At 43.9% G+C, this 20,207-nt stretch carries 26 protein-coding genes; 13 read left to right on the top strand and 13 right to left on the bottom strand.

Annotation, left to right across the window (positions count from 1 at the left end; all coding sequences use genetic code 11):
* Both O9295_RS06315 and psbC read left to right on the top strand, forming a co-directional pair.
* On the top strand, positions 1 to 175 hold a 175-nt coding region (locus tag O9295_RS06315; RefSeq protein WP_287661855.1), incomplete at its 5' end, for a photosystem II protein D2.
* The gene (psbC, locus tag O9295_RS06320; RefSeq protein ID WP_002739004.1) at positions 159 to 1,541 is read left to right on the top strand and encodes a photosystem II reaction center protein CP43; all 1,383 of its coding nucleotides are present in this window, start codon (positions 159 to 161) and stop codon (positions 1,539 to 1,541) included. The genes O9295_RS06315 and psbC, both read left to right, overlap by 17 nt.
* A gap of 31 nt (positions 1,542 to 1,572) precedes the next feature.
* Here psbC and cobD read toward each other — a convergent pair whose 3' ends face one another.
* On the bottom strand, positions 1,573 to 2,652 hold the full coding sequence (gene cobD, locus O9295_RS06325; RefSeq protein ID WP_288032388.1) for a threonine-phosphate decarboxylase CobD: 1,080 nt from the start codon (positions 2,650 to 2,652) through the stop codon (positions 1,573 to 1,575).
* A 31-nt stretch (positions 2,653 to 2,683) separates the two neighbouring features.
* Positions 2,684 to 2,968, bottom strand: a complete 285-nt coding sequence (gene hbs, locus O9295_RS06330; protein ID WP_002759570.1) for a non-specific DNA-binding protein Hbs — start codon at positions 2,966 to 2,968, stop codon at positions 2,684 to 2,686.
* 546 nt (positions 2,969 to 3,514) lie between these two features.
* Here hbs and O9295_RS06335 point away from each other — a divergent pair.
* The 3 genes from O9295_RS06335 to O9295_RS06345 all read left to right on the top strand — a co-directional run bounded on the left by O9295_RS06335 (position 3,515) and on the right by O9295_RS06345 (position 5,034).
* Entirely contained in the window at positions 3,515 to 4,000 is a 486-nt protein-coding gene (locus O9295_RS06335) for a DUF4168 domain-containing protein (RefSeq protein ID WP_190720256.1), read from the top strand.
* A 77-nt stretch (positions 4,001 to 4,077) separates the two neighbouring features.
* Positions 4,078 to 4,554: an urease accessory protein UreE gene (ureE, locus tag O9295_RS06340; RefSeq protein ID WP_079207696.1), complete on the top strand. Its 477-nt coding sequence runs from the start codon at positions 4,078 to 4,080 to the stop codon at positions 4,552 to 4,554.
* A gap of 198 nt (positions 4,555 to 4,752) precedes the next feature.
* On the top strand, positions 4,753 to 5,034 hold the full coding sequence (locus O9295_RS06345) for a hypothetical protein (RefSeq protein ID WP_130758252.1): 282 nt from the start codon (positions 4,753 to 4,755) through the stop codon (positions 5,032 to 5,034).
* 23 nt (positions 5,035 to 5,057) lie between these two features.
* On the opposite strand, the gene O9295_RS06350 is transcribed toward O9295_RS06345, so the two are convergent.
* Positions 5,058 to 6,038: an aspartate carbamoyltransferase catalytic subunit gene (locus O9295_RS06350; RefSeq protein ID WP_288032389.1), complete on the bottom strand. Its 981-nt coding sequence runs from the start codon at positions 6,036 to 6,038 to the stop codon at positions 5,058 to 5,060.
* An 83-nt stretch (positions 6,039 to 6,121) separates the two neighbouring features.
* Here O9295_RS06350 and O9295_RS06355 point away from each other — a divergent pair, with 83 nt between their 5' ends.
* The 3 genes from O9295_RS06355 to O9295_RS06365 all read left to right on the top strand — a co-directional run bounded on the left by O9295_RS06355 (position 6,122) and on the right by O9295_RS06365 (position 8,982).
* Positions 6,122 to 6,724, top strand: a complete 603-nt coding sequence (locus O9295_RS06355) for a GUN4 domain-containing protein (protein ID WP_288032390.1) — start codon at positions 6,122 to 6,124, stop codon at positions 6,722 to 6,724.
* A gap of 300 nt (positions 6,725 to 7,024) precedes the next feature.
* The gene (locus O9295_RS06360; RefSeq protein WP_147070476.1) at positions 7,025 to 8,482 is read left to right on the top strand and encodes an efflux RND transporter periplasmic adaptor subunit; all 1,458 of its coding nucleotides are present in this window, start codon (positions 7,025 to 7,027) and stop codon (positions 8,480 to 8,482) included.
* Between the two features lie 5 nt (positions 8,483 to 8,487).
* The gene (locus tag O9295_RS06365; protein WP_288032391.1) at positions 8,488 to 8,982 is read left to right on the top strand and encodes an ureidoglycolate lyase; all 495 of its coding nucleotides are present in this window, start codon (positions 8,488 to 8,490) and stop codon (positions 8,980 to 8,982) included.
* Positions 8,983 to 8,996: 14 nt separating this feature from the next.
* Here O9295_RS06365 and O9295_RS06370 read toward each other — a convergent pair whose 3' ends face one another.
* The 5 genes from O9295_RS06370 to O9295_RS06390 form a co-directional block, all read right to left on the bottom strand.
* Positions 8,997 to 9,149 (bottom strand): hypothetical protein, encoded by a 153-nt coding sequence (locus O9295_RS06370; RefSeq protein ID WP_192846066.1) that lies wholly within the window; start codon positions 9,147 to 9,149, stop codon positions 8,997 to 8,999.
* Positions 9,136 to 10,014, bottom strand: a complete 879-nt coding sequence (locus O9295_RS06375) for an SDR family oxidoreductase (RefSeq protein ID WP_288032392.1) — start codon at positions 10,012 to 10,014, stop codon at positions 9,136 to 9,138. Before O9295_RS06375 ends, O9295_RS06370 begins: the two co-directional genes overlap by 14 nt.
* Positions 10,015 to 10,017: 3 nt before the next feature.
* Positions 10,018 to 10,326 carry a hypothetical protein gene (locus O9295_RS06380; protein ID WP_002737657.1) on the bottom strand — a complete coding sequence of 103 codons (309 nt, stop codon included), beginning with the start codon at positions 10,324 to 10,326 and terminating at the stop codon, positions 10,018 to 10,020.
* Positions 10,327 to 10,555: 229 nt separating this feature from the next.
* Positions 10,556 to 11,617, bottom strand: coding sequence for an ABC transporter permease (locus O9295_RS06385; protein WP_193961113.1), 1,062 nt, complete (start codon positions 11,615 to 11,617; stop codon positions 10,556 to 10,558).
* 9 nt (positions 11,618 to 11,626) lie between these two features.
* Positions 11,627 to 12,145 carry an adenine phosphoribosyltransferase gene (locus tag O9295_RS06390; RefSeq protein ID WP_002742074.1) on the bottom strand — a complete coding sequence of 173 codons (519 nt, stop codon included), beginning with the start codon at positions 12,143 to 12,145 and terminating at the stop codon, positions 11,627 to 11,629.
* A gap of 98 nt (positions 12,146 to 12,243) precedes the next feature.
* Between O9295_RS06390 and O9295_RS06395 the strand changes: the two genes are divergently transcribed.
* Both O9295_RS06395 and O9295_RS06400 read left to right on the top strand, forming a co-directional pair.
* Complete coding sequence (locus O9295_RS06395) at positions 12,244 to 12,870, top strand: DUF3038 domain-containing protein (RefSeq protein ID WP_147070481.1); 627 nt, start codon at positions 12,244 to 12,246, stop codon at positions 12,868 to 12,870.
* Between the two features lie 2 nt (positions 12,871 to 12,872).
* Positions 12,873 to 13,526, top strand: coding sequence for a DUF4335 domain-containing protein (locus O9295_RS06400; protein WP_288032393.1), 654 nt, complete (start codon positions 12,873 to 12,875; stop codon positions 13,524 to 13,526).
* A 10-nt stretch (positions 13,527 to 13,536) separates the two neighbouring features.
* Here O9295_RS06400 and O9295_RS06405 read toward each other — a convergent pair whose 3' ends face one another.
* Together O9295_RS06405 and O9295_RS06410 are read right to left on the bottom strand one after the other, a co-directional pair.
* Positions 13,537 to 13,890: a HigA family addiction module antitoxin gene (locus O9295_RS06405; RefSeq protein ID WP_051048454.1), complete on the bottom strand. Its 354-nt coding sequence runs from the start codon at positions 13,888 to 13,890 to the stop codon at positions 13,537 to 13,539.
* Positions 13,891 to 13,905: 15 nt separating this feature from the next.
* Complete coding sequence (locus O9295_RS06410) at positions 13,906 to 14,190, bottom strand: type II toxin-antitoxin system RelE/ParE family toxin (protein ID WP_002742078.1); 285 nt, start codon at positions 14,188 to 14,190, stop codon at positions 13,906 to 13,908.
* A gap of 338 nt (positions 14,191 to 14,528) precedes the next feature.
* On the opposite strand from O9295_RS06410, the gene speD reads away from it, so the two are divergent.
* The 3 genes from speD to O9295_RS06425 all read left to right on the top strand — a co-directional run bounded on the left by speD (position 14,529) and on the right by O9295_RS06425 (position 15,892).
* Positions 14,529 to 14,936, top strand: coding sequence for an adenosylmethionine decarboxylase (speD, locus tag O9295_RS06415; protein ID WP_002795793.1), 408 nt, complete (start codon positions 14,529 to 14,531; stop codon positions 14,934 to 14,936).
* A gap of 59 nt (positions 14,937 to 14,995) precedes the next feature.
* On the top strand, positions 14,996 to 15,301 hold the full coding sequence (locus tag O9295_RS06420) for a DUF6464 family protein (RefSeq protein WP_288032395.1): 306 nt from the start codon (positions 14,996 to 14,998) through the stop codon (positions 15,299 to 15,301).
* A gap of 78 nt (positions 15,302 to 15,379) precedes the next feature.
* Positions 15,380 to 15,892 carry a L,D-transpeptidase gene (locus tag O9295_RS06425; RefSeq protein WP_125730612.1) on the top strand — a complete coding sequence of 171 codons (513 nt, stop codon included), beginning with the start codon at positions 15,380 to 15,382 and terminating at the stop codon, positions 15,890 to 15,892.
* Here the strand turns inward: O9295_RS06425 and O9295_RS06430 are convergent.
* From O9295_RS06430 to O9295_RS06440, 3 genes are all read right to left on the bottom strand, one after another.
* Positions 15,854 to 16,504, bottom strand: coding sequence for a TIGR04282 family arsenosugar biosynthesis glycosyltransferase (locus O9295_RS06430; RefSeq protein WP_052277028.1), 651 nt, complete (start codon positions 16,502 to 16,504; stop codon positions 15,854 to 15,856). The two genes, O9295_RS06425 and O9295_RS06430, sit on opposite strands and share 39 nt — an antisense overlap.
* 229 nt (positions 16,505 to 16,733) lie before the next feature.
* Positions 16,734 to 19,523, bottom strand: coding sequence for a caspase, EACC1-associated type (locus tag O9295_RS06435; protein ID WP_288032396.1), 2,790 nt, complete (start codon positions 19,521 to 19,523; stop codon positions 16,734 to 16,736).
* Between the two features lie 10 nt (positions 19,524 to 19,533).
* Complete coding sequence (locus O9295_RS06440; RefSeq protein ID WP_288032398.1) at positions 19,534 to 19,911, bottom strand: hypothetical protein; 378 nt, start codon at positions 19,909 to 19,911, stop codon at positions 19,534 to 19,536.
* Between the last annotated feature and the right edge of the window lie 296 nt (positions 19,912 to 20,207).

Raw genomic sequence — 20,207 nt, forward strand, 5'->3', positions numbered from 1 at the left:
CTATGACTTCGTTTCTCAGGAATTGAGAGCGGCGGAAGACCCGGAATTTGAAACCTTCTACACTAAAAATATTCTGCTTAACGAAGGTCTGAGAGCTTGGATGGCTCCCCAAGACCAACCCCACGAAAACTTTATCTTCCCTGAGGAGGTTCTCCCGCGTGGTAACGCTCTCTAATATCCCTACCGCTACCGGTCGTGACCAAAGTTCCACCGGCTTCGCTTGGTGGTCTGGTAACGCTCGTCTTATCAACCTCTCCGGTAAACTGCTCGGCGCTCACGTCGCCCACGCCGGTTTAATCGTTTTCTGGGCCGGGGCAATGACCCTGTTTGAAACCGCCCACTTCATCCCCGAAAAACCGATGTACGAACAGGGTTTAATCCTGCTCCCCCACTTAGCTACCCTCGGTTTTGGGGTCGGTCCGGGTGGTGAAGTAGTCGATACCTTCCCCTACTTCGTCGCTGGTGTTCTGCACTTAATTTCTTCGGCTGTACTCGGTTTTGGTGGTATCTACCACGCTATCCGCGGACCGGAAACCCTAGAGGAATACTCTAATTTCTTCGGTTACGACTGGAAAGACAAAAACCAAATGACCAACATCATCGGTTATCACCTAATTCTCTTGGGTTGTGGTGCGCTGTTGTTGGTATTTAAAGCCATGTTCTTTGGCGGTGTCTATGATACCTGGGCCCCCGGTGGCGGTGATGTCCGCATCATCACCAATCCTACCCTCAACCCCGCAGTTATCTTTGGTTATCTGACCAAAGCTCCTTTCGGTGGCGAAGGCTGGATTATCAGCGTCAACAACATGGAAGATATCATCGGCGGTCACATCTGGATTGGCTTAATCTGTATCGCTGGCGGTATCTGGCACATTCTCACCAAACCTTTTGCTTGGGCGCGCCGCGCTTTCATCTGGTCTGGAGAAGCCTATCTGTCCTACAGCTTGGGCGCTCTTTCCATGATGGGCTTTATCGCCGCCGTTTACGTTTGGTTTAACAACACCGCCTATCCCAGTGAGTTCTACGGTCCGACCGGTATGGAAGCTTCCCAAGCTCAAGCTTTCACCTTCTTGGTGCGTGACCAACGCTTAGGTGCTAACGTCGCTTCTGCCCAAGGCCCCACCGGTCTAGGTAAATACCTGATGCGCTCTCCCACTGGCGAAATCATCTTCGGTGGTGAAACCATGCGTTTCTGGGATTTCCGCGGTCCCTGGTTAGAACCCCTCCGCGGTCCTAACGGTTTAGACCTCGACAAAATCAGAAATGACGTACAACCCTGGCAAGTCCGCCGCGCGGCTGAATACATGACCCACGCTCCTTTAGGTTCCTTGAACTCTGTAGGTGGCGTTATCACTGACGTTAACTCGTTTAACTATGTGTCTCCTCGCGCTTGGTTGGCTACCTCTCACTTCACCCTCGCCTTCTTCTTCCTCATTGGACACCTCTGGCACGCTGGACGCGCTCGCGCCGCCGCCGCCGGTTTCGAGAAAGGAATTGACCGCGAGACTGAACCCGCATTGGCAATGCCTGACCTCGACTAATTTCCCTTAGTTCGATGGCAGCGGCTCCCGTCTAGTTGGCGGGAGCCTTTTTGTGGTTAATATCAGACGCGGCTAAAATACTCTCTAAAGCCGATAATAATCGTTGATTTTCTGCCGGTAAACGGACAGCTACCCGAAAATAATTGCTGCCCAATTCGGGGAAACTGAGACAATCGCGGATGAAAATTCGATGATATTTTAATAAAGCTTCCTGTAGGGGTAAACAGGAAGATTGAGATTGTACTAAGAGGAAGTTAGCGGCACTGGTTTGGGGCTGTAATTGCGGAAAATTAGCTAATCCCTGCCATAAATCCTCGCGGGCCGCCGTTAACCAATCCCAAGTTTGTTGTTGAAAATCTCTATCTTCAATTCCCGCAATAGCGGCAACCACGGCCAAATTATTCACCGACCAAGGATCGCGCCATCTTTGCCATTGTAACAGGCGATCGGGATGAGCGAGGACGTATCCTAGACGTAAACCGGGGAGACTGTAAAATTTAGTTAGGGAACGCACAATCACGAGATTGGGATATTCCGGCAAGAGAGATATTAAACTCTCCTGTTGTTGCGGGGGTAAAAAATCCATAAAAGCTTCATCCACTACCACCAAACCAAATTGCGATAGATAGGGACGAATGGCCGCCACCGTCCAGAGTTTCCCCGTGGGATTGTGGGGATTATTGAGTAATAAGCCTTGTTTTTCGGGATTAACCGGCTTTAAAGTGGTTAAATCTAGGGAATGTTGGCAGATGTTTCCACCAAAACTTTTTAAAGCCCGTTCGTAATCGTTAAAAGCGGGTTTTAGTACATAAACACTATCAAATGCTGCTAATTCCCGACCGGCCCAGGTTAATAACTCGGCCGCACCATTGCCGGGGAGAATCCAATCCGGCCCGATATCATGCCATTGAGCGAGGGCAGAACGCAACTGCCAATACCCGGGGTCAGGATAACGAGTCAGACTGGTTAAATGGTTTTTAATAGCGGTTAGGGCGCTTTCTGGCGGACCGAGGGGGTTGATACTGGCAGAAAAATCGAGAATAGAGGAAACCGGACAGCCGGCAATGGCGGCCGCCCAGTCAAGATTACCACCATGTTTAGGTCTAGGCAAAAGACTTACAGCGATCCAAGCTTAACAGTAATTATTCCTTATCTGGGGCCACTCTGTCTTTAAACAGTTTACCCGCCGAGAAAGCCGGGACGCGAGTGGCCGGAATCTCCATCTTATCGCCGGTTTTTGGGTTGCGTCCTTCCCTGGCCTGACGTTCCCGGGCCTCGAAGGAACCGAATCCTACTAGGGTTACTTTGTCCCCCTCAGAAACCGCTTCGATAATGGTTTCGATGGCGGCAGTGAGAACAGCATCTGCTTGTTTTTTGGTGACAGAGGCTTTGAGAGCGATTTGATCGATTAATTCACCTTTATTCATGCGCTAACTCCTTGTTTTGCGGTTTTTCTGAGTTTAGGGTGGTTGTCAGTAGTTTATGGTTCTCCTGTTGAGGACTCGCCAGGATCGAGATCACTAAATAATCCCTCAAATCCCCATTGGCTATATATTCCACTGCATTATTCTAAGCGGGAATTGTCTCGATCGGAATCGCTGAAACCTTTAATTTATCTGGATTTCCCCCCGATTCCCCGCCAAGGCGAGAGACAAAAGGGAATAAGCGAGAGATTAACAGCGATATAAGCTAATAAAAAGAGATTAGCCAGCTAAATTGCCGATAAATATTCTCTAAAAGCCATAGGCATCCTAACTTCCCAAAAATCGTTCATCGGTTCTCTCAAAGATTTTTGACTAATTTTCCCCCTAGAAACGTTAAAAAAGTTTACCAAAGCAATTTCTGCCCAAAAATTAAGGTTCGGGACTAGGAGATATTCGCTAGAATTGGAACTTATGATCGTTAAAAATATTCAAAAAAGCAGGATTTAACTGGAAAGTTTGCTATCATTATCTATTCAGCGACAAACTCGCATGGTGATTTACTGCTATCCCCTAGCCGATCTAGGTCAAAGCTTAAGACGTTCTTTTATTGTGACTTTTTTGGCAGTAATCGCCATTCTTGGCGGTCTGATTCCCGAATTTTCTTGGACGACGGAGGTAGTTAGTTTCCAGTCTTCCGCTTATACTCAAGATTTTACGGCTGACCAAATCAAACGTTATGCGACCGCAGTTTTGTTGATCGAAACCGAAAGAAAACAAGCTTATCAGGCAATTTCGCAAATTTTAGGCAAAAGTCCCCCAGCAATTACCTGTAACCAACGGGAGAGCTTTAATAATCTTCCCGCTAATGCCCAAAGAATTGCCGTCGATTATTGTAATAACTCAAAAGAGATTGTCAAAGATAATGGCTTCACCGCAGCTCAATTTAACGCCATTACTAACCGGATTCGTACCGATGATAACTTGAGACGACGGGTGCAAAATGAGATGATTCGTCGGCAACGGGAGAATAAATAGAAAAAGTTCCTCAGTTTTTCGGGTCAAGCTGCAGTCAGGGCTACAATTAAGAATGTTTTTTCCCATTGACCACTACCATGTTAACTTTTACCGAGCGCTTACCCCCCCGTCATACCGCTAGTCCACCTCCCCCAGAAACGGTAGTTTTTAGCCTTTTACTCACGGCCGAAGAACGCACCCGCAGCCGTTATCGTCTCGATAGTCCCGAAGGTTTTTCCCTCTGTTTTCGTTTACCCCGCGGCACAATTCTACAGGACCGCGATTTCCTGCGGGGGGAAAACGGCGAAATTATTCAAATTATTGCTAAACCAGAACCAGTTATCACTATTACCGCCCCTTCAACCGATTTACTCCTCAAAGCTGCCTATCACCTCGGTAATCGTCATGTAGCCCTAGAAATTAACCCCGATTACCTCCGTCTGGCCCCCGATTCTGTCCTACAAGCAATGTTAGAAGGTTTGGGATTAACTGTAACCGAAGAAATCGCCCCCTTTAACCCCGAAATCGGCGCTTATCAGCATTATCATGACCTGGAAGAGGCAAAAAAGGGATAGTTTAAAAAGAACGGAATCCGGTATCGGTCGCAGTTCCTAGAAAAGCCCTAGGGGTAGCTTGAGTATTTATACTTATTGCAAAATAGGTATGCTTTTCCTAACATAAAGTTGATCGGTAATCGTGCCAAACTAACTGCCGAAAATTTGGGTCTAAAGCCCTTGTAATGATGTTTTTACTGTATTCAGGAAGTTGAAAAAATGAAGACCAAATCGATCATAAGCTTACTATCTCTTAGCATTATAGGAATGTCAATCTATGCGGGTCAAGCTAATAGTAGTGATTACCGGGCTTTGACCCCTGAAGAAAAATCACGGTTGACTGATGCTTTGCTAAAACAGGGTTGTAGGAATCCTAAAGCGATGAAATTTGATGTTGAGACTAACCAATTTGAAGCAGAAGATGCTGTGTGTGAGGGAGGAAGAAAGTATGATATTTACCTTGATAAAAACTTTAGGATTGTTTCAATGAAACCAGACTAAAAGAGCAAATCCCTGAGAAGCTTTTACCGGTCGCCGCGAAGATTACCGATCAGGTATAACAAAGCCATTCTGACAGCGACACCACTGGTAACTTGTTGGGAAATCAGACTAAAATCGGGATCGTCCATTAAATCGGAACTAATTTCCACTCCCCGATTCACAGGACCGGGATGAAGCACCTTCACCCCCGGTTGACAGGATTGCAAACGAGGACGAGTAATGCCAAAACTTTGATGATATTCCCGTAAACTGGGCAAAAGATTGGCAGTCATTCGTTCTTTTTGCAGTCGCAGGGTCATCACAAAATCGGCCTTTTCTAAAGCTGGTTCTAAATCCCAGTGGAGAAATAGGCGATCGCACAATTCCCCAAAATATTTCGGCAGTAGGGTGGGGGGTGCGGACAAATGTACTTCCGCCCCAGCCGTGGTTAAACTCCAGATATTGGAACGAGCGACACGAGAATGGAGTATATCCCCGACAATAGCGATTTTTTTGCCCTCTAACAGTTCTAAACGGGGATTTTCTTCATCTAACAGACAACAGATCGTAAACAGGTCTAAAAGTCCCTGGGAGGGGTGTTCGTGTTGACCGTCCCCAGCATTAAGAATACTGACCCCCGACTGCAAACGATCCATTTCCCCCGCGATCAAATCGGGAACCCCCGACTGTTGATGTCGGATGACAAAGATATCCGTACCCATGGCCACATAGGTTAAAGCGGTGTCGAGAATCGTTTCCCCCTTAGTCAAACTGGAACTACCCGGGGCAAAATTGAGAACATCGGCCGAGAGACGTTTCGCCGCTAGTTCAAAACTACTACGGGTGCGGGTGGAAGGTTCAAAAAAAAGATTTGTCACCACTTGACCTTGTAGGGCCGGCACTTTCTTGGTACGTCGGGAAAGAACTTCACGAAAACTAGAGGCCGTTTGTAGCAGGGTTTGGTATTCTTCCGGTTGCCAGTCTTGCAATCCCAAAATGTGGTGTCGGATCCAAGTGAAAGCCATAGGCGTTAAGGAGGCGGTAAAAACGGCAAATTTCGTCTATGCTATTGTAGGATTTCTTTGCATCAGGTTAATAAATAGGGTTTATGAGAATTAATTTTTCCTTGTGTCAGATCACTCTTGCGATCGCTTTATTTCTCAATCCCTTGCCGGCGATCGTTGCCCAGACTGCCGCCTCTGGGGAAATGGTATCACCGACCACGGGCATTAATTACACTCGCCTGAAAAATTTCCTCGCTCAACAAAATTGGCGGCAAGCTAACGATGAAACCCGTAATTTAATGCTGAAAGCAACCGGACGGGAATTACAGGGCTGGTTTAGCATGGAAGACCTGCAAAAATTGGCCTGTTGGGATCTGCAAAAGATGGATCAACTCTGGAAAGAAGCTTCCGGGGGTCGTTTTAGTTTCAGTACCCAATTTCGCATTTTTATCGAGACGGGTAATCGACCGGGGCGCTTAGTGGCGATCGAAAATTTTCAAACTTTTGGCGATCGCATCGGTTGGCGTAAAGATGGTGATTGGATTATTTTTAAAGAAAATCTTAACTATACCCTCAATGCACCCGTCGGTCATCTGCCGGCGCCCCGGGACGAATATCAGATCGCCGGTGGTCGCCTAGAATACACCACCCTCGCCCAAAGATTAGTTACCTGTAATATTGTTAGCTTAGGGCAAAGCAAACAATAGACCTCTTGTAAAAATCAAAAATTGTTGTTAGGGTTAGGAGTCAGTAGTCAGTAGTCAGTAGTCAGGAGAATTAAGTAAGAATGAATAATAATCAATTAAATGGTCTATTGACGGATTTTAGGCAATTTAATCCTTATTTTTGCCGTTTTTGAACCCTCAAAAATTAATTATGCCAGAGGTTTAATAATCACGGCGATCAATTCTGTAGAATAAAATTTAAGGAAAAGCTTCTCTCCTCATCTTCCTCTTCCTTTTCCGATTTACTAGCACTTTTTCCGCTAAAAACCCGTAAATTTAACAATGATTAAACGATCCGTTAACGTATCGAGAGCGATCGGTTCGTCGATCGCCGTTTCCCTAATTATCACCGGTTGCGCCCCCCAAACTCCCCAAGCCACTGGACCGGCGGCTGTTCCCGTCAAACTGCAAACCCTCGGCACCGACAAATTAGTGCAAAGTAGCGAATTTGTGGGTACTTTGATCGCCCAAGAGCGTGTTAGCGTCTCCCCTCAGATTACCGGTCGGATTCGGACTATTTTCGTTAAATCTGGCGATCAGGTAACTCAGGGACAAAAAATCGCCGAATTGGATCCCGAACAACAACAGCAACAGGTAAACGCCAGCATCGGCCAGGTAAATTCGGCCAAAGCGAACCTCAATGCGTCTGAGGCGGATTTAAGGCAAAGACAAGCGCAAGCGAGGGCAAATAAAGCCCAAATTGGCCAGAATCGGGCAAATGTGGCCAATGCGGAAGCTAATGTTAAAAGTCAGATCGCCACCTTGAGCGCCGCCGAAGCTGATTTACAGAGAGCGAGAGCTAATTTAGATTTAGCGGAAAAAAACCTAAAAAGAGCCGAATTTCTGGTCAAACAAGGCGCACAGCCCCAACAGGACTTAGATGATCGCCGCCGCGACATTCAGGCCGCCAGGGCGGAAGTAGAGGCCCGGTCTAAAAATCGTGATGCGGCCCGTCAACAGGTGACGGCGGCTAGAGCTACCCTACAGGCAAACAAAGAAGCATTAAATATCGCCATTCAAAACGAATTAGCGTCACGGCAACAGGTGGCGGCGGCAGCGGCAACAGTGAACAGTCGTCAAGCGGCGGTAGCCAGCACTGAGGGGCAATTAGGGGCGACGCGTCAGAATTTAGTTTTTAACACCATTACCGCCCCGATTGATGGTTTTGTCGGCGATTTTAATCAAAGAAAAGTCGGCGATATTATCTCCCTGGGTGAAGAATTAACCTCGTTAACTAACAATAAAACTTTGGAACTAAATGTGCAGATTCCCGTGGAATTACAACCGCGTCTGCGCGTCGGGTTGCCCGTGGAAATTATTAATCCCGATGGCAGTGCCGGGGTTCGCGGTCAAGTAACTTTTATTTCCCCCACCGTTTCCCAAGCTACCCAATCGGTTTTAGTGAAATTTGCCTTTACTAATGATGGCAGTCTTCGCAATAACCAATATGTGCGGACGCGGTTAATTTGGGATCAAAAACCGGGGGTATTAATTCCCACCACAGCAGTGACTAGCATCGGGGCGCAGAATTTTGTTTTTGTGGCCGAAAAAGAAAAGGCTAAAGAAGGTCAAGAAAACGCCGAGGAGCGTTTAGTGGTCAGACAAAAACCAATTCAAGTCGGCACGATTCAAGGGCAAGCTTATCAGGTTATTTCTGGAGTAAATGCCGGGGAAAGAATTGCTATTAATAATATTCTTTCTCTCCGAGATGGTACAGCTATAACTGTTAGTCAGCAGTAATTTTTATGAGTAATTCGATTACCGTTCTTCCCCTGTCAGCGCAACTAATTACTGCCGAGAGTTTCCGTCCCTACGGTCAATTAATAACCCCTAGCCATGACGGGAAACTGTTTGATGAAAGCGATGCACAACTGCATTTAAAAAACGGTGTGCCACGCTTTTATATTATGCGTTTACAGACTCGCGGACGTAAATTTAAGCGAATTACTCGTCATAGTCAATGTACCCAATGTCTTGGTTCTTTGGGGGGACAAGAGTGGTTTTTAGGAGTGGCCCCCCCTAGTCCTTATCCTCAACCGGATTTAGAAAAATTAAAGGTTTTTCGCATCCCTGGGGACTGTTTTATTAAATTAGAGGTGGGAACTTGGCACGCTGGCCCACTTTTTGATCAACCGGCGATCAATTTTTATAATCTCGAATTGAGCGATACTAATATTGTCGATCATTTTACTTATAATTTTGCCCAAGAGCAGTCAATAGAATTCGAGATTGTTGATTAAAAAAAATAATTTTTTTACTTAACTTTTCGCAATCCTTTAGAAAGATAGGCAACGAAAAAAGCTAACACTCCTGTCATTCCTACCTCAAAATAATTGACCATGAGAATAGCGGTAAAAAAAAGGAGCAAGATAATTAATATAGTCCGCTTTTGTTCAGATAATTTCATCTCTAATTGCCTCTAATTCGGTTTTAATACTTAATGGTTGATAACCTAAAGAAAAAGCAAGAGAACTATCAAGAGAAACATCCTGCGGACGCGGCGCAATCATGGGAAAATCGCACTGTAAACAGGGTTTTATTTGTTCTCTGGGAATATTAAAAACTGCCGCCATTAGTAAACCAAATTGATAACGAGAAACTCTTTCTTTACCCCCCAGATGAATAATCCCTTGCACTTTTTCTAATGCCAAAAGTAAACCATTCACCGCACTATTAACCCCAACAGCTGTACGATATTCATCGGTAAATAGAGATAGTTCTTTTCCCTCTTGCAGGGTTTTTAAAAAGGGTTGCAGAAAACTATTAGCGGTGGGAGAAGGGGAACCAAACATCAAAGGCATTCGACAAATAGCCGCCCGAGGATATATTGCTAAAATACCCTTTTCCGCCGCTACTTTTTGCTCACCGTAGACACTGACGGGAGAAACAGGATCATTTTCGGAATAGGGGGCATTTTTACCATCAAAAACTAAATCGGTAGAGGTAAAAACTAGCGGTATTTGATATTGACTACACAAACGGGCAATTTCTAGAGAAGCTGTCAGATTAATTGCCTCGGATGCTTGGGGAAATTCTTGACAGAGATTCGGTTTTGATTGGGCAGCCGCATGAATTACCGCGTCGGGTTTAATCTGTTGAAAAAGTTCTTTAACTGCGGCTAAGTCTGTTAAGTTAATTTTAATTAAATTCGGGTCATTACTATTGACATTGTGATTAAAGTATGTACCAAAACTTGCCCAGTATGAGCGCGTTTTTTGGTAAATATGCCAACCTAAAAACCCACTAACTCCAGTGATTAACAGCGTTTTCATAGTTTAGAGATTAAATCCTTTTTCGTAGGCTAAAAACTGCACCTGTGGTTCCAAAGGTTCACTAACTAAACCAATTCCTGCAAATCCCCATCGCTGCATCAGTCCCTTTAATTGTGTTCCTGAGAGAGTTTCCACAGAAAAATTATTGGCCAAATCCTGAGCATGGGTATTGATATAACTTAAAGCATCGTAGGATTCTTTAAACAGAAGCAGATAACTAGCTGGAGTTTCGCTTTCACCTTTTCTCAGACGCGCCACTAGATATTGTCCGTCTTGTTTTGACCTGAGTAAATAATGTGTAGTTGCTAACATAGTTTGTTAAGTAAAAAGTGAAAAGGAAAAAAGGGGTTAGGGGTTGGGGATTGGGTTTTGGTGTTTTAGGGTTTTGGGGTTTTAGGGTTTTAGTTGAAATTTCCCCCATCTCCCCCCGCAACGCGCACGAAGTGGTCTCCCCCCGCAACGCGCACGCAGTGGTCTCCCCATCTCCCCACTGATAACTGATTACTGTTTACTGATAACTGATAAAATTTCCCCATTTCCCCTACTTTAAATCCTCCAATTTAATCCTAGGATCTACAGCTTTGAGAAGTAAATCAGCCAGAAGATTACCGATAATCAACATAGTAGCCCCCATCATTAAACTGCCCATAACTAAATATAAATCTTTAGCCGTCACAGCTTGCAGAATTAAACGACCTAATCCGGGCCAGTTAAAGAAAAATTCGGCGATAAATGCCCCACTTAACAAACTAGAAAATTCAAAGCCCAAAAGAGTTATCAGGGGATTAATAGCATTGCGTAAAGCGTGGACATAGATAACTTTATTTTCCGGTAAACCTTTCGCCCTCGCGGTTTGAATATAATCCTGTCGAAGAACATCTAACAATTGTCCCCGCATCAATCTTTGTAATCCTGCAAAACTGGTAACTGTCAGGGCAATAGTTGGTAAAATCATGTGCCAAGCGATATCTAAAACTTTACCGATAGGGGAATATTCCGAATAGTTAATACTGGTCATATCACCCACTGGTAAAAGCGGCGAGACATTTTGGGCGAGAATTAGCAGTAAAAGGGCAGTGATAAAACTGGGGAAACCTTGACCAAGATAACTGATAACTCGGAAAAATTTATCGATAAATTGGTTTTGTTTGACGGCACTGACAATGCCCAAGGGAATCGCAATCGCCCAGGTTAAAATGATGGAAGTCAAAGACATTAATAACGTCGCTGGAATTCTCTCTAATAATAGGGAAGACACGGGACGAAAATAGGTAAAACTCAGACCAAAATTAAACTGAGTTACCACTTGCCACAACCATTTAAAATACTGGACAATCGGCGGGTCTTTTAAACCAAAAAGGGCAATATATTGTTCTTTAGTTTCCTGACTAATCTTGGGATTAAGGTCAAGCAAAGCCAGAAAACCGCCGGGGGTTAATTGGATAATAGCGAAACTCAACGCCGAGGCCAACAACAGAGTTAATAAACCCTGGAGAACACGCTTGACAATATATAAAAAAGTTTCGCTAGTTAGGAGAGATTGTAACCCATTAGCACTCGATCGAGCGGTTGCAGCCTTATAATTATCATCGGTCGCCGTCATAGAAAAAACCTAATAATCGATAATGGTAATAATCGGTAAATCGGGTAATTTTTCCCGACCACCGAGGTCGATTAACTCGATGATAAAAGCAAATCCTAACACCTCACAACCAATTTTTTCTAATAAATCGGCCGTCGCTTTCGCCGTCCCTCCCGTCGCGATTAAATCATCGACAATTAAGACTTTGTGATGGGATGCCACCGCGTCCTGATGAATTTCCAGGCTATCGCTTCCGTATTCCAAATCATACTCGATACTGTGAACGGCGGCGGGTAATTTGCCCGGTTTCCGGACGGGAATAAATCCCGCTTCTAATTGGTATGCTAAAGGAACACCAAAGAGAAAACCCCTGGATTCCATACCGACAATGTAATCGGGGGATAAACCGTAATCGCGACACTTTGCCGTTAGGGTATCGATCGTGTAACGTAATCCTTGGGGATGATTGAGTAGGGTAGTAATATCGCGGAAGACAATACCCGGTTTGGGAAAGTCGGGAATATCGCGAATCAATGATTTCAGATCCATTCAGTTTCCGTGTCTCGTAAAATGGGGGACAGCTATCTATACAATACAATTTACAATACCCTGACTCGATCGCCCTTGTGTTTTAGTTCTCCTATATCATGACCTCTACTAGCCTAACGCCCGAATCTACAACATCAGCCCCAGAAAAACCGGTTATTTTAAGCGTTTTACCCGATTTTCCGATTGCCAGTCAGCAATGCGCCCTACATCTCCAACAGCATATCGATTTAATGCTATTAGCGTTGGAATCCTTAGAAGTCGGTGCCGGGGAGGCCCTGTTAGCCCTCTGTAAAGAACTAGGACTCGATAAAATTGTCAAAAACCGGATTATTTTCTGGCGCTTACGCTGTACCAATCCCTGGCGAATTTCCTACACTCTCGACCGTCTCACCCTTGACCAAGCAAAAGCTTTAGTTATCATTGCCAGTTACCGGGCCAAACCCCTAGCTATATCCATCCGACAATTACTGTTAGCGCGGCAACAGATGGAATCAAAGGGTTTACCCGTGGATAATAATTTTCTTTTATCAGAATACCTAGAACGATTTCGCTCCAATTTTCGCAGTCGCATGAACCCCCGCCGGGCCAAAGTATCGGTTTATCTAGCCGATGAAAATGCTTTAAATGAACTGGCTTTATCCCTCCTCGATCAGTTATTATTTTGTACTGGTACGACGGGAATGCAGCGGTTTTGGATTAGTTTATTTGATGGGGAGATCGTGTAAAAATGAGAAGACAGTATAGCTTGCCCAATTGTACCCTGATTCTCGATGGTTTCGGCGATGATTTCGCCCCAGCTAACCCCGGTGATAGCCGACCTTTACTCTCAATTTTGACTAACGTAGAATGTCGGTTAATCGGGGCCAATAAAGTCCTGCAAGGTGGTCGGGTTTTCTTGGAAAATTTGGTCCAAGCGGTCAGTCAGTATGCCCAAGAATTTTTGAGTGGTGTTCGTCATCCCCAAGACCCCGTCCATGAACCAGATCATGTGTACCTAGAAAAGATTGACCAGAATCTCCATCGTCTGGTTTGGTATCCATCAACGGACTTGAATATCCCGGAAAGTCCGGTGAAGATAGAAATCAGTACCGTGCAGTTATTCGATTTAATAGAAGCGATTGACCAATTTTTTGCCGATACTCGCACTTTACCTGACCTAACCCTGAAATTACAGCCAGTTTCCCGTCGCTACCATAAGGTGAATGAATCGGTGGCCAGTCGAACAGTACCTTTTTTGGCGGGATTAGGCAGTCTTGTCGCTTGCGCCCTACTTTTCTATCTGTTACCCGTCCCCCAAGTCCGTAAACCCGAAAATCCCCCCATTCCCGCCGCTTCTCCCAGTACTACCGTCCCCACTAATCCTGTCCCCCCTCCTAGATAAAATTAGTCCCCTAAGCTACATCTATAAATGGAGTGATGGGAATGTGCTTATAAACTTCGGCATTCTTTGCCTGAGCTTGACGGAGATCGTAGTCTGTTTGAAGATTCAGCCAAAACTGAGGACTGTTACCAAAATATCGTGACAGACGCAAAGCTGTGTCCGCAGTGATACTACGCTTACCCGCTAAAATCTCACCGATACGAGTTTGAGCTACGCTTAAATCTTTGCTCAGTCTGTAGGGGGTAATATTGAGCGGTTCCAGAAAATCTAACTTGAGGATTTCACCGGGATGGATATTTGGCAAACGGTGGAACTGAGCTTTTACATTGAGCCTGTCGAAATGTGTCGAAGTGTTGCTGTTCATTGCATTTAGCTAATTTTAGTGGTAGTCCACTATCTCTACCTGATCAGCATTGCCTTCATCAGTCCAAATGAAGCAAATTCTCCATTGGTCATTAATACGGATGCTGTACTGGCCCTGACGATCGCCCTGCAACTTCTCCAACCGATTACCCGGTGGGACACGCAGATCATTAATCGATAACGCCGCTGCAAGGATTAGCAGTTTTCGTAGAGCGACCGATTGAATATCAGGGGGATAGTGACGAGACTGAAACCCCTCGAAAATGAGCTTAGTCTCTTCGGACTTGAAATTTATGATCATATGATAACTGTCACTTTGATAACTGATTATAGCGGTAAGCGCTTGAGTGAGATACAGACCAAGCTTTGCCTAGCATGGTTTATAGCTCGTGACACTGTACCTCATACGACTGCACACCGCTATAACTGATGATCAAATTCTAACGCCTAACGATACTATTGTCAAGCAGAAGTAAGCTTTCGCCCCACACCCCACACCCCACACCCTTCTCCCCCACCCTGTCCCAGTTTTTAGAAAAAGTAACCGAGAAAAACCAGATCTTTTTTGCACAAGTTAGAAAAATTGTGTTATACTGGTAAATCTGTGAAGGTTTTTCGATAGGGAGTATTGAAAAAAAAATGACCAAACTGGGAACCCATTTGATTGTCGATGCTTGGCAAGTACCTGCTGACCTCCTCAACGATCCCGAGCGCATTCGTCGCGCTATCCTCGATGGAATTACGGCAGGAGAAGCAACGCTGATCGATTTGTGTGTCCACCAGTTCAGTCCCCACGGAGTTACCGCGACGGCGACTTTAGCTGAATCTCATATCGCGATCCACACCTGGCCTGAACACGGCTATTTCGCCGCCGATTTATTCTTCTGTGGTGCGGGTAAACCCGTGGTTGCCATGGAAATTTTGACCAAATCCCTGCAAGCAGGTGAGATTAAAGTGCGGGAACTAACCAGAGGATTCCCCAGTACTGCGGGAGTTTATGAAAGCAAAAAGGAAGAACCCCTTAAGTCTTCCCTGGTTATGGCCTAATTTCTAGCGCCGGCCTCAATAATAAGTTAGCAGCACTGGCGATCGCCTAAACTGAAATCGTGATCAGGATAACCTTTGTTTTTATCCTTGCCCTCTTTCCCTCTCTCGTTAGTCTCTGGTTGATTAACCGATCCCAACAGAGATTAAGTAACCGTTTGAGGGGGATTCGCTATCGTCACGAATACAGCACGGTGATGGCCAGTGATTTTTTGTCAATCCCTCTAGAGACAGAAAATAAACCGGCCTTGATCGGTGATCTTAGTTGTCGTTTTAATGCCTATTCCCCCCATTTGCGTTGTGCGGTTAATCCCCCAGGTCCCTGTGAAGGTTGTCGGCAGTACGAAGCTAAAACTGGCACAGTATAAGCGGCTTGAGCTTCCAAACAGTTCCCTATTTGCTATCCTTAAAAATTATCGCTATCGCAATTGAGGAGTGTGGGAATAATGGCGTTCAAACGAAATTTGACCCTCTTAATCATCGGATTAGGATTAACTTGTTTACCCCTATATCCGGCCCAAGCTAACCAAATCAGCACCGTCACCCCGAATACCGCAGCCAATCAAACTCTCGCTACCCATCTGGTTCTAAAACTGAAAGAGAGAAAAGTTTACGTTTATCAAGATAAGCAAGTTTTAGCACAATTTACCGTCGCCGTCGGCAAAAAAGGCTGGGAAACCCCCACCGGTAAATTTGAAGTGCGGGAATTAGTTCGCAATCCCGTCTGGAAAAGTCCTTGGACAGGCAAAGTCAGCACCCCCGGTCCCAATAGTCCCCTAGGGGAAAGATGGATCGGTTTTTGGAGTGACGGCAAAAATTCCATCGGTTTTCATGGCACCCCCGCAGAAAATTCCCTCGGTAGCGCCGCTTCCCATGGTTGTGTGCGGATGCGGAATCGGGATGTGAAAGTGTTGTTTGATTTAGTCCGCATGGGAACCCCCGTCATCGTTCAACCTTAATTCCGGCAGGTATTTTTTTAAGATAGGCAGGTCTTCCGGGCGATCAATATCGGCTAATTTAGGCAGATAAGCGGTTTTTAAAGCCAGTTTAGCGGCGATTGTCTGAGTTTTTGCCAAGACTTCCCCCGTTCCCCAGGGAATACCGTCAAAAAGCTCTGGAAAGACCTGTTTTAAAGCAATTAGGTAGTATCCCCCATCTAACGCCGGCCCTAAAACCATATCGTGGGTTTTTAGGGCCTCAAAGGCTGCTAAAATCTCTTTTTCCCCGATTTCTGGGCAATCTGTGCCAATAATAGCGATCGCTGTCATCCCTTGAGCAAAACCATCGGCAAAAGCATTTTGCATCTTTTCTCCTAAGTCTTTTCCCCGTTGAGCATGATAGGAATAATGCACACCTAACCAAGTACGCATTTTTTCCTCGCTGCCGCCATGGTAGTAAATGATCAGAGAGAGAAAATTCCTCAAACCCGCTAATTTACTGAGAGTATATTCGGCCAGTTTGCGGTGCAATTCTTCGGCTCCCTCGGCTGCCAAAGCTGGAATCATACGGGTTTTTACTTTCCCCAATTCCGGGTAACGGGTAAAAATAATTAGTTGTTGTCTCCAGTCCACGAGTGATTGCGACGATGATATTCATTATTAGTTTTAGCCTACTGTCAATAGGAGGCAGCAAACCCAATAAAACAGGCTTTATTGGCTTAGTATAGATTATTTTAGTTGGTTATCTAATTCTGTGTTGGGTTTCGTTCCTCAATCCAACCTACAAAAGCGGCGATCGCTTGATTGAGTCGAAACCTTTTTCCTAGCGGCATTTCAGACTTTTTCAACCAACCCTGATTAGCTAGGGACTAGGTTTTTTGGGTGAGTTTAAACAGGATAAACCAGCATCTTTAGCCGTAGGATACTTGATTGGGACAAAAGCAAAATCTGAACTTAGTGTCCGACACTCCACAATGTGAACAAATTCTACGGAGGGATTTTGGGGATCGCCATTTTCATCAAGTTTCTTGCGATCGCCATTTTCATCGAATTGAATTGTCCCAGTTGCACCTTTAGTGACAAGAAAATCAAGAGACTTTAATTGTTCAAGGATATTAATTCGTGTGGGAGTATTTGCCTTTTCTAGAGCTTTTGTTAGAGCAAGAGTTGCATCATAGGATAGGGCCGTTATTGCATTAACAGAAGTTGTAGTCCATAAAATTTTAGCATCCTTAAGAAAATCCTGGTTAGGACTGGTTAAAGAATCCCAAGGAACCGTAATAACAAACTTTTGAAAAGGTTGTAGGTTGTTAATTTGTTCTAAGGTACGAGAACTACGAAGCCCCCATGATCCGATAACCCAATTTTGACTATTATTAAGTTTTATAAGTCTAATTGCATCGCCTTGAGCATCGCCAATTGCTTTTGGGAATAGTACAAGCCCTATTTCTTCTGTTATTTTTCCTTGTCTTTTTCGTAACTCTTGGATGGCTTCTTCTGCCTTAAAATTATTTCCGAGATCAAATTCATCTAATTTTACTACAGTTCCAGAGAATGGAGGGCGTGTAAAAATAGTTTTAAAACTATTAAAAAAAGATTCACTAAATGGACTTCCTTCACTATAAAAGCCCACCACTTTTTTAATAGACTTTTCTTGCAAAAATTTTGCAATGGCAGGAGATTGTTGATCGCTGGAAAAAACAGTTCGCAGGAAATTTTTTCTGGGGTATTTAGTAAGCTCGCTAGTCGTTGATCCGGGAGAAATCAAAACTAAATTATTTTGATTATAAATATCCACCGTTGCTAGAGTCATTTCACTGGGATAGTGACCAACAACCCCTAAAATTTCAGGACGCTGGGAAAGAGATGATGCTGTCTTTTTGGCTAGTAATTCGTCATTTTCATCATTAGTAATGACAACTTTTAATCCCTTACCATTAATCGCTTTTTTATTGATAAAATCTTGATCTGGAAAATACTTGAGGAATGGATCATTGTCATTTAAAAGTCCCAGATTAATTTTTGTTTGTAATTGCGCTACTCCTCGTAACATTTCTTTTGCTCGACTATCACCATCATCATCATTAAAGTCACTTTGATTTTTGGGAATACTAACAGCAACAGCAATCGTGTAATATTGCATTTTATTGGCTTCTAGTAAAGCATTATTTAAGTAAATTAATGTTTCTGCATCTAGCCTATCCTGTTGCCATGCGTCCTTAAATCTTAACAGAGCTTTTTGATAATCACACTGTGCAAAATATTCTGTACCTTTCTTCTTGTTAAACGATTGAGAGTAATTAAGAACTTCTTCTCCTTCACTAATAAAGTCGCCCGTTTGTTTTGGACAATCAGATGGAATTAATGGAGTAATAATATTATGGCGATTAATGGCAATTAAACTTACAACTGCTATTAATGGTATTCCTATGCTAACTGGCAGATTTAATTTGAAATTTTGGGGCTTTAAAGTTTTTATAAAATGCAAAATTTGGGCGATTTTTGCAGAAGAAGAAGTGATTGGTGGAATCGTCGGAATAATGGGATAAACCTCATTTTGCACTTCTTCTTCAATCACCTGAATATCCTCATCCCTCAGCCCGTAACGGCTTTGTAACTCTTTTAGTCTCCTTCTGTTTCCTTCTGTTATTGAAATAGAATCAGCTAATAATTCTCTAAAAGTTGCTTTGTACTCTGTTAGATTTTGTAATCTTTTTCTGAATGGCGCAAGATTCTCTTGTTCAATAATATCTGCCTCCTGTAATGATAAATCTAATTCGTTTCTTAGTTCATTTAGGCAGTTTCTTTCTACACGATTAAAATTTTCTTTACATATATTTTCCTTGCTCCATTCATCTAGAATTTCTCTAACCTTCTCACGATAAATAAATATAGGATTAGTGGCAGCAAGAGGAGATTTGGCTAAATAAATAGTATCCTCTCCTTCAAGAGAAAGATAAAATTTGGGAGTCATTGCCGGGGCAGCTTCCTTTACTCGTTCGCTGGCATACTCATGCAATTCATTAACAGAAATTAATTGATCACCATCCTTATCTGCTGCACCAGTTTCAATTCCTTCAACTAGATATTTTGTATAGATGGACAAATCTTTATCTTCCGACTCAAAAGAATATTCAATCGGACTAGAAGAGGTTAAAATCGCCCTTCCTCTACCTCCTAATTCCTCTTGAATGTCTTGAATGTTAAGTTCCCCTTTGTTTAGCATTCCCTGAACTAATGCTCCGCTAAAACAGCAGTCGAGAATAATCATCTGCCTTTGGGAACGACTATTGTTCATATACTTATTAAGTTTACTTGCGGCTAAAATTGTTGAGATACGAAGCTCTCCATTCTGATCACGCTCAGTGTCTCTTGCACTTAGGTAAAATTCAGCCGTTTGATCTTTAAGACCATGTCCAGAAAAATATAAAAGAACTAAGTCGTCTCTCTGGCGATTAGTAAATAAATCCTCGACTGCTCTTTCCATACTCCTTTGGTCTGGGTTAGACAACACTGTAACCTGATCAAAGGCTCCCATGTCCGGATGCTCTAATACTCGGCGCATTGCTTCAACGTCTAGAATGGCACTAGAAATTGGGCGCAATCCTTCGGAATACTCGCTCACACCAATTAACAAAGCAAATTTTGCCATAATACCTTCTTTAACCTGAGATAAAGTCTTGAGCCGCTTTAATAGCCATTTCCAATTCTTCTCGACTGTGAGCCTTAACCGTCAACTTGCGACCCTTGGCCTCTACCGACAATTCTATCGGTTTACCTCCCAGGCGATCGCCCAGAAACCCTAACAGTTTTTTGCCATTAGCGGGGTTAACTTCGGTCATTAAGATTCCACCCAAAAAACCGCCCAACGACTTATTACCTTCAGGGGGATTGGGATCAAGAATGCGTTTAACCGATTCAACTTCATCTGCCTGTTGTAGTTCTGTCAGTAATACTTGGGCCTGTTCGTCGCGTTCTTCAGGCTCCAGGTTAGGATCGTTAAAAGCGATCACCAATTTAATCGTAGATTTGTTACTCATAGGAAGTTGAGTTGAAATAATATAGGATAATACTAATCTTACTGAATTATGCAAATTTTACCATATACCATCTGAAATCTAAATAAGTGATCCCATTTTCATACTGCCCCTTGCCGAGTGCCGATTTCTTCACTGATGTTGTGCTGTTGCTGGACATAGTGGGACTTAGGCGTTTTCGGTCAGCAAAAAAGGCTCAAACCATTACGGGACAAAGGGTTAACCTCGATTTATGATTTTCCTTGATATATCTGGGTTTCAGCGATTTTGGGCTTCTCGAAGTAAATCCCAAGCGGGGA

The sequence above is a fragment of the Microcystis sp. LE18-22.4A genome (assembly GCF_027531105.1).
Taxonomy (GTDB): domain Bacteria; phylum Cyanobacteriota; class Cyanobacteriia; order Cyanobacteriales; family Microcystaceae; genus Microcystis; species Microcystis aeruginosa.